Below are 13,478 nucleotides of genomic sequence, written 5' to 3'. Positions count from 1 at the left end.
CGAACTCCCAACAGAAAGAACACTGGAATGCAGGTTCACAAGTACGACGTCGTGATCGTCGGCGCCGGCGGCGCTGGAATGCGCGCGGCCCTCGAGTCCGGCCAGCGCGCCCGCACCGCGGTTCTCACCAAGCTCTACCCCACCCGCTCCCACACTGGCGCGGCGCAGGGCGGCATGTGCGCCGCCCTGGCCAACGTCGAGGAGGACAACTGGGAGTGGCACACCTTCGACACCGTCAAGGGCGGCGACTACCTGGTGGACCAGGATGCCGCTGAGGTGATGGCCAAGGAGGCCATCGAGGCCGTCCTGGACCTCGAGAAGATGGGTCTGCCGTTCAACCGCACGCCCGAGGGCAAGATCGATCAGCGCCGCTTCGGCGGGCACACCCGCGACCACGGCAAGAACCCCGTGCGCCGCGCCTGCTACGCCGCTGACCGCACCGGTCACATGATCCTGCAGACCCTCTACCAGGCCTGCATCAAGCACAACATCGAGTTCTACAACGAGTTCTACGTGCTCGACCTGATCATGGTGGACACCCCCGAGGGGCGCCGTCCTTCGGGCGTGGTGGCCTACGAGCTGGCCACCGGCGAGCTGCACGTCTTCCAGTCCAAGTCGGTCGTGTTCGCCTCCGGCGGCGCCGGCAAGGTCTTCAAGACCACCTCCAACGCGCACACCCTGACCGGCGACGGCATGGCCATCGCCTTCCGCAGCGGCCTGCCGCTGGAGGACATGGAGTTCGTGCAGTTCCACCCCACGGGCCTGGCCGGCCTGGGCATCCTCGTCTCCGAGGCCGCCCGCGGCGAGGGCGGCATCCTGCGCAACTCGGACGGCGAGCGCTTCATGGAGCGCTACGCCCCTACCATCAAGGACCTCGCGCCCCGCGACATCGTGGCCCGCTCGATGGCCAACGAGGTCCGCGAGGGCCGCGGCTGCGGTCCGAACAAGGACTACGTGCTGCTCGACCTGACGCACCTGGAGCCCTCGCACATCGACGAGAAGCTGCCGGACATCACCGAGTTCGCACGCACCTACCTGGGCGTGGAGCCGTACTACGAGCCCATCCCGGTGTTCCCCACCGCCCACTACTGCATGGGCGGGATCCCCACGGACATCAAGGGCGAGGTCTTCGAGAACTCCGAGAAGACCGTCCCCGGCCTGTACGCCGCCGGCGAGGTCGCCTGCGTGTCCGTGCACGGCTCCAACCGCCTGGGGACCAACTCGCTGCTCGACATCAATGTGTTCGGCAAGCGCGCCGGCGTCTTCGCCGCCCAGTACGCCGAGCGCGCCGAGTTCCTGCCGATCCCCGACGACGCCACGGCGCGCACCGAGGCGCTGCTGGACAACGCCCGCTCGGATCACGGCGAGGAGAAGGTCGGCGCCATCCGCAAGGACCTGCAGGACACCATGGACATGAACATGCAGGTGTTCCGCACCCATGACTCCATCTGGCAGGCCCTGCAGGACATCGAGAAGCTGCAGGAGCGCTACTCCCGCATCTCGATCCAGGACCGCGGCAAGCGCTACAACCTGGATCTGCTCGAGGCCGTGGAGCTGGGCTTCCTGCTCGAGCTCGCCAAGGTCATGTCCGTGGCCGCTCTGCACCGCAAGGAGTCCCGCGGCGGTCACGCCCGCGAGGACTTCCCCGATCGTGATGACGAGAACTTCATGGTCCACTCGATGGTCTACGACGACCCGTCCTCGGAGACCGCTGGCATCCGCCAGGAGACCAAGCCCGTCATCTTCACCCGTTACGAGCCGATGGAGCGCAAGTACTGATGTCCACTGCCGCTGCTGAGAAGACCGACGAGAGCACCCAGTCGGAGTCGATTCCGTCCTTCGACGTCACGGTGCGCATCCGTCGCTACAACCCCGAGTTCTCCTCCGAGGTCACCTGGGAAGAGTTCAACGTCACCATGTACGGCACCGACCGCGTGCTGGACTGCCTCCACAAGATCAAGTGGGAGATCGACGGCTCGCTGTCCTTCCGCCGCTCCTGCGCGCACGGTGTGTGCGGCTCGGATGCCATGCGCATCAACGGCCGCAACCGCCTGGCCTGCAAGGTGCTGCTCAAGGACCTGGACCTGTCCAAGCCCCTGACTATCGAGCCGATCAAGGGCCTGCCCTGCGAGAAGGACCTGATCGTCGACATGGAGCCGTTCTTCCAGTCGTACCGCGAGGTCATGCCGTTCCTCATCAACGAGGACAACGAGCCCGAGTACGAGCGCTACCAGTCCCCCGAGGACCGGGCCCGCTTCGACGACACCACCAAGTGCATCCTGTGCGCCGCGTGCACGTCGTCCTGCCCGGTGTTCTGGACCGACGGCCAGTACTTCGGCCCCGCGGCGATCGTGAACGCGCACCGCTTCATCTTCGACTCGCGCGATCAGGCCGGAGACATGCGTCTGGAGATCCTCAACGACAAGGAGGGCGTGTGGCGCTGCCGCACGACCTTCAACTGCACCGAGGCGTGCCCCCGCGGCATCCAGATCACGAAGGCCATCGCCGAGGTGAAGCAGGCCGCGCTGGCCACCTCCATGTGATCTCCCCCTGAGCAGCGCCCCAGCGGCCGCTCAGACGCACGACGAGCCCCGTCGGTCCACGGACCGACGGGGCTCGTCGCTTCCCCGGCGATCTCGGTGCCGCCGTCAGCCGGCCCGGCGAGCTGACGCCGCACCACCGCAGCCCCTCAGCGGTGATCGACGGCGCTTCTGCGGCCTCAGCGGGTCCGACCGGATGAGGCCGCAGGACGGCAGCCCGTCAGCGCTGAGGGCTGCGCAGGCGCGGCATCGGCGACGGCCCCATCGACGGGGCGCGCAGCAGCGGGGCAGCGATGGGGGGCGCAGAGGCCGCACCGAGCGCGAGGAGGCCCCCGCAGGAGCTGCAGCGGGCAGCAGTGTGTCAGAGCAGGCCGCGCTCGTGAGCGCGGACGTCGTCGAGGGTGGCCACCGCGACCGCGGCCACGGCCCGGGTCTCCCCCACCGGCTGCGGATGCCCGCCATGGGTGTCGGCCTGGACCAGGGCGCCGAAGGCCGCCGAGACCAGGATGATCTGGCTGAAGAAGTAGAACCACAGCAGCACGCCCACGGTGATGGCGATCGAGAGCAGGTACGGGCTCGAGGTCATGGCCTGGATGACCAGCCCGCCGACCTCGCGCAGCACGTAGTTCCCGCCGGCGCCGAGGATCAGCATGCAGGTCATGACCCACCACGACGGCTTGAGCTGGGCGACCACTCGGTACATCAGGAACAGCGTGAGCGCATCGGCTCCGACCCCGACCGCGGTGGCTGCCCCGTAGGCGACCTCGCCGTCCATGAAGCGGACCAGGGGGCTGAGCACCGGCACCTGCCCCACCTGGTCCTCGAGCAGGCGCAGGGCGCCGGCCGCTTCGGCGTTGAGCACCAGCGAGACGGACAGCACCATCACCAGCACGAGCAGCCCCACGATGTCCCGCGGCACCGCCGCGGCCGGAGCTCCTCGCGAAGGAGGGACCTCGAACATCCGCCGGGTCGACAGCCGGATCCCCGCAGCCCATCGCCAGGCGGTGAAGCCCAGGATGGCGGCGCCCACGATCCAGGTGACGGTGAACTGCTGAGTGGTCTCCAGCATGGACACCGGGATCAGGCCCCCATGCCCGGAGTTCAGCAGCCCCGGCACCGACTGCTCCACCGCGTCGATCGCCAGGTCCCGGAACTCGGAGTCCGAGCCGAGCCAGCGGCCCATGATCGCGAAGCCGATCACGAGCACGGCCACGGAGGCGAAGAGCATGTTGTAGGACAGCCCCGCGGCCATCAGGGGCCCGCCGTGGAAGAGGTAGTGCATCACGAGCCGACCGGGCAGCAGGGTCCACACCGAGGCCAGAGCCCAGCCGAAGACGCTGCCGAGCTGAGAGAGCAGACCGGCCCCCTGCCGGCGCTTCAGGCGCAGGATCGACAGCTGCCTCTTGGCCTCACGGCGCAGCCCGTCGCGGTCCACTGCCGCCGGAGGGACGGCCGGCGGCTCCAGGACGTAGGACTGCGCGCCTGCCTGAGGGCGGCGCGCCCCCTCCTCCTCCGGGTCGATCGGCGGCCCCTGGCCGCGAGCCGAGCTGGGCAAGGGCCCTCAGCGCGCCGGCGGCAGGAAGCCGACGGCGTCCATCACCTCGGACAGCGTCCGTGAGGTGATCTCGTGTCCCTTCTGCGCCCCTCGGGCCAGGATGCGATCGAGCTCTGCGGGATCGTCGAGCAGCTCCTGGGCGCGGGACTGGATGGGATCCAGGGTGTCGGCCACGACCTCGGCCAGGTCCACCTTGAGGTGGCCGTACATCTTGCCTTCGTAGTCGGCCACGATGTCGTCGATCGGGCGGTCCGTCAGGGACGAGTAGATGGTCAGCAAGTTGGACACCCCCGGCTTGGCGGTGCGGTCGAAGCGGATCTCGGCGCCGTCGTCGGTCACGGCCGACTTGATCTTCTTGGCGTTCTTCTTGGCCGGGTCCAGCAGGCGGATCAGGCCGTTCTCCGACTCGGCCGACTTGGACATCTTGGCCGTGGGGTTCTGGAGGTCGTAGATCTTGGCGGTCTCCGTCATGATCCGCGGCTCCGGCACGCGCAGGGTCTCGCCGAAGCGCTGGTTGAAGCGCTGGGCCAGGTTGCGGGTCAGCTCGAGATGCTGGCGCTGGTCCTCTCCCACGGGGACCTGATCGGCCTGGTAGATCAGGATGTCGGCGGCCATCAGCACCGGGTAGGTGAACAGACCCACGCTCGTGGAGTCCGCGCCCTGCTTGGCGGACTTGTCCTTGAACTGCGTCATGCGCGCAGCCTCGCCGTAACCCGTGATGCAGTTGAGCACCCAGGCGAGCTGGCTGTGCTCCGGCATGTGCGACTGCACCAGCAGCGTGGAGCGCTCCGGGTCGATGCCCGCTGCGATGTACTGCGCGGCCGTCACGCGGGTGCGCTGGGCCAGCTCCGCCGGATCCTGCGGCACGGTGATCGAGTGCAGATCCGCCACGAAGAACACGCAGTCGCTGCCGTCCTGCATGGACACCCAGTTGCGGATGGCGCCCACGTAGTTGCCCAGGTGCAGCGAATCGGCCGAGGGCTGCACCCCCGACAGGACGCGGGGCCTGGTGCTGGCGGTCGGGGTGTCTGCGGTGGTCACGAGCGGTGCTTCTCTCTGCTGCGAGGACGACGGGGCCCGTCGTCGCGGATGATTCGGTGCTGGGGGCTCGGGTCTGCTCCGGACCCGCGCGGTCAGAGCCGGTAGTCGACCACGAGCGCGGCATGGTCCGAGACCCGGGTGTCGTAGCTCTCGGCGCGGTCCACGACGGCCCGCACGGCACGCTCTGCGAGTGCCGGGGTGGCCATGTGGTAGTCGATGCGCCAGCCGGCATCGGTGTCGAAGGCCTTGCCGCGGTAGGACCACCATGTGTAGGGGCCCGGGACCTCGCCGGCCAGGCGGCGGGCGACGTCGACGTAGCCGAGGTCGCCGAAGAACCGGTCGAAGTAGGCTCGCTCCTCCGGCAGGAAGCCCGAGTTCTTGACGTTGCCCTTCCAGTTCTTGATGTCCAGCTCAGTGTGGCCCACGTTCAGATCGCCCACGACCAGCACGTGGTCCGCGTTCTGGGCCAGCTCCGGCAGGCGGGTGAGCATGGCCTCCAGGAAGGCGTACTTGTCGACCTGCTTGGGAGTCTCGACCTCGCCCGAATGGACGTAGGCGGAGACCAGGGTGAGCAGCGAGCCGTCCGGCAGCCGCAGGTCGTCCTCGACCCAGCGCCCGGAGTCGTTCAGGCCGTCGCCCAGGCCCTCACGGCGCGCCTCCGGGCTCAGGGTCCCGCCATGGCGCCGCGGCGCACCGCGGTCAGCACTCCGGCGCGGCCCTTGGCCTCGGCCTCCTGGTGGTGGATCTCCCACTCCTGCTCGCCGAGCAGCTCGCGGGCGATCGCGTCGGGGGCGCGGACCTCCTGCAGGCACAGGACGTCGACGTCGCGCGGGGCCAGCCACTCGGCCATCCCCCGCTTGTACGCGGCCCGGATGCCGTTCACGTTCATGCTGGCGATGCGCAGCAGCTGCTCGCGGGGCACGGAGGCGCCCTCCTGCTCTGCGGGCTGTGCGGTGGTCTCTGCGCTCACCGGCGCTCCTCTCGTGGTCTGCGTCCGTTCATGGGGTCTGCCCGAGCGTCCGGCGCACTGGTCGGCGCCCGGCGGCGTCCTCCGAGTCCTCGGTCCCGGCCGGGGCCTGTCGGCTCTGCGGCCTGGAGGGTCCTGCTGCTTCCGAGCTACGCTGCACCGCTCAGTCGACGATGTCGCCGTCCACCGGAGCGGCGGAGTCCTGCACCATGCCCATGCCGTTCGAGGCGGTCACCGCGATCGTATCCAGAGCGCGGTCGACCTGGGCGCGATCTCCCGGGTTCGAGCCGTCTGCAGCGGGCAGATTCGCGGAGATCACGCGCGTCTGGACCATGATGATCTGGAACGAGTGCTCGATCTTCTGGTCGGTGATCGAGCGGCTCGGAGCCGGCGCGCTCTGCGTAGCGGCCGGGGCCCGTCCGAAGGCTCGCTGCGCGGTGCGCTGGGCCTCCTCCATCTGCCGGGCGCCGAAGCGGGCCGCCTTGCGCACCGACCACAGCACGAACGCGGCGATCAGCAGCCAGCCGGCGGCGATGCCGGCCAGGATCCAGCCGAGCAGCGAGCTCTCGTTGGCCGCCTGCAGAAGGGCCACCACGAAGATCACGACGAGCGCCGCGATCCCGATCAGCGAGATCCACAGCCCCGTGCGCCCAGAGGCTGCGGGAGTGCTCTGACGGGACGGGTTCTCGGTGCCGATCTGCTGCATGCCCCACATTGTTCCGCATCGGCACGGGACCCGCGAATCAGCGCGCCCGGCTCTCGCCCCCGGCGGATCCTCGTCCCGCGGTCCCCCGGCAGTCGGACAGGCCCCCCGGTGCGCCGAGCGCACCGAGGGGCCTGTCTCGTGAGCTCGCGGGACGAGCACGGCCGCGCCCCGCCGACGATCAGCCCTGCTGCGCCAGCCGCTCGGCGGCCGTGACCACGTTGACGAGCAGCATGGCCCGGGTCATGGGCCCGACGCCGCCGGGGTTGGGCGACATCCAGGAGGCCCGCTCGGCAGCGGCCGGGTCGATGTCTCCGGTGAGGACCTTCTTGCCCTTCTGCGGGTCCTCCACTCGGGAGACTCCGACGTCGAGCAGGACCGCGCCCTGCTTGATCTGCTCGGCGCCGATCATGTGCGGCTGACCAGCGGCTGCCACGATGACGTCCGCGCGGGCCAGCAGCGAGTCCAGATCCTGCGTGCCCGTGTGGGCCAGCGTGACGGTGGCGTTGATCTCCCGGCGCGTCAGCAGCAGCCCGATCGGCCGTCCGACCGTCACGCCGCGGCCCACCACCAGGACCTCCTTGCCGCGCAGCTCGACGCCGTGGCGCTGCAGCAGCTCCACGATCCCGGCCGGGGTGCAGGGCAGCGGCGAGTCCATGGGATCCGACACGTTGAGCACCAGGCGCCCCAGGTTCGTGGGGTGGAGGCCGTCGGCGTCCTTGTCCGGATCCACGAGCTCGAGGATCCGGTTCGTGTCCAGATGCTTCGGCAGCGGCAGCTGCACGATGTAGCCCGTGCAGGCCGGGTCCTCGTTCAGCGCCCTGATCTCGGCCTCGAGATCCTCCTGGGAGATGTCCTCCGGCAGGTCGCGGCGGATCGAGGTGATGCCGACCTCAGCGCAGTCGCGGTGCTTGCCCGCCACATAGGAGTGCGAGGCGGGGTCGTCGCCGACCAGGACCGTGCCGAGCCCGGGGACCACGCCCCGCTCGCCGAGCGCGGCGACGCGCTCGGCGAGCTCGTTCTTGATCTGCCGTGCGGTCTCGCGGCCGTCCAGGATCTGTGCGCTCACCAGTTCTCGAGCCCTTCGTACAGCGGGAAGTCGGCGGCCAGCTTGTCGACGCGGGCGCGCAGGGCGGCGACGTCGGGACCGGGCTTCAGGGCGGTCGCGATGATGTCGGCGACCTCCTCGAACTCGGCCGCGCCGAAGCCGCGCGTGGCCAGCGCCGGGGTGCCGATGCGCAGGCCGGAGGTGACCATGGGCGGGCGGGGGTCGAACGGCACCGCATTGCGGTTGACCGTGATGCCGACCTCGTGCAGCAGATCCTCCGCCTGCTTGCCGTCCAGCTCGGACTCGCGCAGATCCACGAGCACCAGGTGGACGTCGGTGCCGCCGGTGAGCACGGAGACGCCTGCCTCGGTGACATCGGAGGCGGTCAGGCGCTCGGCCAGGATCCGCGCGCCCTCGAGGGTGCGCTCCTGCCGCTCGCGGAACTCCTGGGAGGCTGCGATCTTGAAGGCCACGGCCTTGGCCGCGATCGCGTGCATGAGCGGTCCGCCCTGCTGGCCCGGGAACACGTTGGAGTCGACCTTCTTCTTCCACTCCTCCGTGGTCAGGATGACGCCCGAGCGGGGTCCGGCCAGGGTCTTGTGGACCGTGGAGGTGGTGATGTCCGCGTGGGGCACGGGGTTCGGGTGCAGACCCGCGGCGACCAGACCGGCGAAGTGGGCCATGTCGACCCACAGGGTGGCCCCGACCTCATCGGCGATCGAGCGGAAGGCCTCGAAGTCGAGCTGGCGGGGGTAGGCGGACCAGCCGGCCACGATCACCTTGGGCTGGGCGGCGACGGCCTGCTCGCGGACCTTGTCCATGTCCAGGACCAGGGTCTCGGGGTCCACCTCGTAGGGGGCGATGTCGTAGAGCTTGCCCGACACGTTGAGCTTCATGCCGTGGGTCAGGTGCCCGCCGTGGGCCAGCGAGAGGCCCATGAGGGTGTCGCCGGGCTGCATCATGGCCGCCATGACCGCCGCGTTGGCCTGGGCGCCCGAGTGCGGCTGCACGTTGGCGTGGAAGGCCCCGAACAGCTGTGTGGCGCGGTCGCGGGCGAGGTTCTCCACCACGTCGACATGCTCGCAGCCGCCGTAGTAGCGGCGTCCGGGGTAGCCCTCGGCGTACTTGTTGGTCAGCACCGAGCCCTGGGCCTCGAGGACCGCGCGGGGGGCGAAGTTCTCGGAGGCGATCATCTCGAGGGTGTCGCGCTGACGACCGACCTCGGCGGTGATCGCAGCGGCGACCTCCGGGTCCACCTCGGACAGCGGCGCATCGGTGATGCTGGGACGACTGGGGCTCATCGTGGCTCCTCATCTGGCACGGACGGTCCTGAACGTTCTCATCCACTCTAGTGCTCCGGCTCATCGTGTTCCGAGCCCGGCGGCACGACCTGCTCCAGGCACCCGAAGTGCGCACATCCCGACACCTCCGCAGGGACTGCGCCGAGGCCCTCTCGCCGGTAGGGTTGCCCCGGACCTGCTTCCGTCGGCAAGCGAATGCGCACAGCGCTGCTCGCCGACGACCGGCAGGAAGTCCTCCAGCCAGACGCACCGCCGCGCCCTGATCCTGAGCATCGCCGGCCTGTCTGCCGGTCGACTCGGGCCCAGCGCAGGACCCTCAGGAGTGCCCGTGAACGCCCTTCCGCAATCGCCCTTCACCGCATCGCTCGAGCAGATCCATCCCGGCGGCCCCGCCGCCGAGAGCTCCGCGGACCACCTGCGGACCACCTTTGCCGCTGTGATCTTCGACATGGACGGCGTGGTGACGGATACGGCGGCCGTCCACGCCAGCGCCTGGAAGTCGCTGTTCGACGCCCTCCTGGCGGATGAGCGCCTCCAGGCCCTGAAGTCCGACGGCACCATAGATCGCCGGGAGTTCGACATCTCCCGGGACTACCGCGACTTCGTCGACGGCCGCCGCCGCGAGGATGGCATCCGCACGCTGCTGGCCTCCCGCGGGGCCTTCCTGCCCGAGGGCTCGGACGACGAGGCCCCCGGCACGTGGACCGTCCAGGGCCAGGCCGCGCTGAAGAACGACTACTTCAACGCCGCGCTCGAGCAGAAGGGCGTCCGCGTCTTCGACGCCACGATCGAGCTGATCCGCCGCCTTCGCGAGGGCGAGGTCCCCGTGGGCCTGGTGACCGCCTCCCGCAACTCGACCACGGTGCTCGAGCGCGCCGAGGTCGCCGATCTCTTCGACTTCATCGTCGACGGCGCCATGGCCCAGGCCGAGGGCCTGCCCGGCAAGCCCTCCCCGGACACCTTCCTGCGCTGCGCCCAGGAGCTCGGCGTCGACCCGGCCGATGCGGTCGTCGTCGAGGACGCCGTGGCCGGCGTGCAGGCGGGCGCGGCAGGCGGCTTCGGACTGGTGGTGGGCATCGCCCGCCACGGCGACCGCCAGGCGCTCTACCGCGGCGGCGCGGACGTCGTGCTGAACGACGTCGGCGAGCTGGACCTCGGCGCGCGCCGCGACGACCCCTGGAAGCTCGTCTTCGAGGGCTTCGACCCGGCCGTGCAGGCCCGCCGCGAGACCCTGATGACGCTGTCCAACGGCTACATGGGCGTGCGCGGCTCCCACAGCGAGCGCTCCCAGGACGGCGTGCACAGCCCGGGCAACTACCTGGCCGGCGTGTTCAACCGCGTGGTCAGCCACATCAACGGCCGGGACGTCGAGCACGAGTCCATGGTCAACGTCCCCAACTGGACCACCATGGACGTGCGCATCGCCGGCGGCACGTGGCTGTCCGAGGGCGGGCTGGACTACTCCGACGAGCGCACCGAGCTCGACCTGCGCCGCGGCCTGCTGACCCGCACCATGACGCTGACGGATCGCGAGGGCGACCCGGCCGAGTCCGGTGAGCGCGCCGTGCTGAAGGTCATCCAGCGTCGCCTGGTCTCCCTGCGCCACCGCCACATCGGCGCGCAGGAGACCGTCTTCGAGTCGCAGAACTTCACCGGGCGCATCCACGTGCGCACGGGCATCGACCCCAGCGTCGTCAACGACGGCGTCAAGGAGTACCGCGAGCTGAACTCGCACCACCTGGTGCTCGAGGAGTCCACCACGCTGGCGGACGAGCAGGAGACGCTGCTGTCGCTCGTGCGCACCAACCAGTCGCAGATCCAGATCGCCACGGCCCAGCGCACCCACGTGGACGGGGCCGCCTCCGTGCGCGCCCGCCGCGAGATCCGCCCCGGCGGCACGGAGTTCCGCCGCCTCCAGATCGCGCTGCGCAAGGGCGAGCCGGTCACCGTGGCCCAGACCACCGCGGTGGTCACCAGCCGCGACGCCGCGATCGGCTCCCCGAGCGAGGGCGCCCTGTCCCAGCTGAACCGCAACCCGCAGGACTTCGGCCAGCTGCTCGAGGCCCATGTGGTCGAGTGGGAGCAGCTGTGGCGCCGCTACGACGTCGCCCTGGACGAGGAGATCGACAAGCGCCCTGAGGACCTGCTGACCCAGCTGGCCCTGCGCACGCACACGTTCCACACGGCGCAGACGCTGGCCCCGCACATGTCCTTGCGCGATGCCGGCGTCCCGGCCCGCGGACTGCACGGCGAGGGCTACCGCGGCCACATCTTCTGGGACGAGCTCTACATCCTGCCGGTGATCTCGCTGCACCAGCCGCACGTGACCCGCTCGCTGCTGTCCTACCGCTGGCGCCGTCTGGCGGAGGCGCAGCACCGCGCGACCCAGTTCGGCCTGCGCGGAGCGGCCTTCCCGTGGCAGTCGGGCTCGGACGGCCGCGAGGAGACCCCGCCCGAGCTGTTCAACCACCACTCGCAGCGCTGGCTGCCGGACAACTCGTGGCGGCAGTTCCACGTGGGCCTGGCCATCGCCTACAACGCGTGGCTGTACTACGAGGCCACCGGTGACCTGGACTGGCTCTCGGGCCACGGCTCGGACCTGATCATCGGCATCACGCGCCTGTTCGACTCCCTGGCCGAGTACGACGAGGCCGACGGCCGCTACCACATCAGCGGCGTCATGGGCCCCGACGAGTACCACGACGGCCCCCGCGGCCAGCACGGCGGCGGTCTCAAGGACAACGCGTACACGAACGTCCTGGCCGCGTGGCTGTTCCGCCACTCGGCGCACATCTTCCGGGACATGGTCGAGCACCAGCGCGAGGAGCTCTCGGCGCGCTTCGGCGTGACCGCGGAGGAGGCCGAGCACTGGCACGAGGTCTCGCAGAAGCTCGCGGTGCCGTTCAACTCCGACGGCACGATCTCCCAGTACGACGGCTACGACTCCCTCGATGAGCTGGACTGGGACTTCTACCGCGGCAAGTACCGCAACATCGGCCGCCTGGACCTCCTGCTGGAGAACGAGGGCGACATGACGAACAACTACAAGCTCTCCAAGCAGGCCGACACCATCATGCTGGTCTACCTGCTGGGCCCGGAGGGCGTGATCGAGGAGCTCGGGCGCATGGGCTACGAGGTCGACAACGACGTCATCCAGCGCACCGTGGACTACTACATCCAGCGCTCGTCGAACGGGTCGTCTCTGTCCAAGGTGGTCAACGCCTCCGTGCAGGCCTGGGTCAATCCGGACCGCTCCTGGGCCTCCTTCCAGGACGCGCTGGTCATCGATCTGGACGACACCCAGGGCGGGACGACCGGCGAGGGCATCCACCTGGGTGCCATGGCGGGCTCGGTCGAGGTCGTGACCCGGGCCTACGCCGGCCTGCGCGTGCGCGGCGACTGGATCGAGTTCAGCCCGCACCTGCCGCCGCAGCTGCACGACGTCAGCTTCAGGGTCCTGTACCGCGGGCAGGTCCTCAGCGTCAGGATCGACCACGAGGTCCTGGAGGTGGAGGGCTCCTCCAAGGGCGCCGATCCGGTGACCATCCACGTCGACGGCTCCGAGTACACGCTCCAGGCGGGTCAGAGGATCTCCGTGGCGATCGGACAGCGCACCGGCAGCGCCTGAGCCGCACCGTGCGTCCGTCCCTTCGCGACGGGCGCACGGCGAGCACTGCGACGAGAGGGTGCCGACGCTCCAGGAGCGTCGGCACCCTCTCGTCGTCCACCCGGTCGGCTCAGGCCTCGTGCTGGAGGCTGCGGTGACGCCGCGAGAGCTCGAGGTACTCGGCGGCGTTGCTCCGCACCGCCTGGCGCTCCTCGTCCGTGAGCTCGCGACGCACCTTGGCAGGCACGCCGGCCACCAGGCTGCCGGGCGGGACCACGGTGCCCTCGAGCACGACGGCGCCGGCGGCCACCAGCGATCCCGTCCCGATCACCGCCCCGTTGAGCACGGTGGCACTCATGCCGATCAGGACGTCGTCCTCCACGGTGCAGCCGTGCAGCACCGCCGCGTGGCCCACCGAGACCCGGTCCCCGATGGTGCAGGGGTGCTCCGGATCGGAGTGCACGGTGCAGTTGTCCTGCAGGTTCGACCCCTCCCCCAGACGCAGGGCGGAGCGGTCCCCGCGCACGACCGTGCCGTAGAAGACCCCGCTGCCGGGCCCGACCGCCACGTCGCCGATCAGGACGGCGGTGGGGGCGATGAAGGCGTCGTCGGCGACGTCGGGGAGACGGCCCTTCCACGGAAGCAGGGTGGGCACGGGCAGGGGCTGCTGCTGAGGATCCATGGCCTCACAGTACGCGCAGGACGGCGCTGCGGGG

The 13,478-nt window shown here is 70.1% G+C and carries 9 protein-coding genes and 1 pseudogene; 3 read left to right on the top strand and 7 right to left on the bottom strand.

The window, feature by feature from the left end:
* The first annotated feature begins 27 nt into the window (after nt 1–27).
* On the top strand, nt 28–1,779 hold the full coding sequence (gene sdhA / locus OVA15_RS00425) for a succinate dehydrogenase flavoprotein subunit (protein ID WP_006215511.1): 1,752 nt from the start codon (nt 28–30) through the stop codon (nt 1,777–1,779).
* Nucleotides 1,779–2,543, top strand: coding sequence for a succinate dehydrogenase iron-sulfur subunit (locus tag OVA15_RS00420; protein WP_006215512.1), 765 nt, complete (start codon nt 1,779–1,781; stop codon nt 2,541–2,543). The genes sdhA and OVA15_RS00420 overlap by 1 nt, the downstream gene beginning before the upstream one ends.
* Nucleotides 2,544–2,901: 358 nt before the next feature.
* On the opposite strand, the gene OVA15_RS00415 is transcribed toward OVA15_RS00420, so the two are convergent.
* From OVA15_RS00415 to glyA, 6 genes and pseudogenes are all read right to left on the bottom strand, one after another.
* Nucleotides 2,902–4,095, bottom strand: coding sequence for a YhjD/YihY/BrkB family envelope integrity protein (locus OVA15_RS00415; RefSeq protein WP_006215513.1), 1,194 nt, complete (start codon nt 4,093–4,095; stop codon nt 2,902–2,904).
* Between the two features lie 6 nt (nt 4,096–4,101).
* The gene (trpS, locus tag OVA15_RS00410; RefSeq protein ID WP_206390826.1) at nt 4,102–5,136 is read right to left on the bottom strand and encodes a tryptophan--tRNA ligase; all 1,035 of its coding nucleotides are present in this window, start codon (nt 5,134–5,136) and stop codon (nt 4,102–4,104) included.
* A 92-nt stretch (nt 5,137–5,228) separates the two neighbouring features.
* Nucleotides 5,229–6,025, bottom strand: a pseudogene (locus tag OVA15_RS00405) (exodeoxyribonuclease III).
* 241 nt (nt 6,026–6,266) lie between these two features.
* On the bottom strand, nt 6,267–6,809 hold the full coding sequence (locus OVA15_RS00400; protein WP_006215516.1) for a hypothetical protein: 543 nt from the start codon (nt 6,807–6,809) through the stop codon (nt 6,267–6,269).
* A 178-nt stretch (nt 6,810–6,987) separates the two neighbouring features.
* On the bottom strand, nt 6,988–7,875 hold the full coding sequence (locus tag OVA15_RS00395; RefSeq protein ID WP_268142355.1) for a bifunctional methylenetetrahydrofolate dehydrogenase/methenyltetrahydrofolate cyclohydrolase: 888 nt from the start codon (nt 7,873–7,875) through the stop codon (nt 6,988–6,990).
* Nucleotides 7,872–9,155 (bottom strand): serine hydroxymethyltransferase, encoded by a 1,284-nt coding sequence (gene glyA, locus OVA15_RS00390; protein ID WP_006215518.1) that lies wholly within the window; start codon nt 9,153–9,155, stop codon nt 7,872–7,874. The genes OVA15_RS00395 and glyA overlap by 4 nt, the downstream gene beginning before the upstream one ends.
* Before the next feature lie 328 nt (nt 9,156–9,483).
* Here glyA and OVA15_RS00385 point away from each other — a divergent pair, with 328 nt between their 5' ends.
* Entirely contained in the window at nt 9,484–12,783 is a 3,300-nt protein-coding gene (locus tag OVA15_RS00385) for a beta-phosphoglucomutase family hydrolase (RefSeq protein ID WP_268142352.1), read from the top strand.
* A gap of 109 nt (nt 12,784–12,892) precedes the next feature.
* On the opposite strand, the gene OVA15_RS00380 is transcribed toward OVA15_RS00385, so the two are convergent.
* Nucleotides 12,893–13,444, bottom strand: a complete 552-nt coding sequence (locus tag OVA15_RS00380; RefSeq protein ID WP_268142350.1) for a gamma carbonic anhydrase family protein — start codon at nt 13,442–13,444, stop codon at nt 12,893–12,895.
* Between the last annotated feature and the right edge of the window lie 34 nt (nt 13,445–13,478).

This window comes from Kocuria sp. SL71, assembly GCF_026672465.1.
GTDB lineage: Bacteria > Actinomycetota > Actinomycetes > Actinomycetales > Micrococcaceae > Kocuria > Kocuria palustris.
The sequence above is the reverse complement of the archived record's forward strand: the minus strand, read 5'-3'. Positions and strand labels throughout refer to the sequence as shown.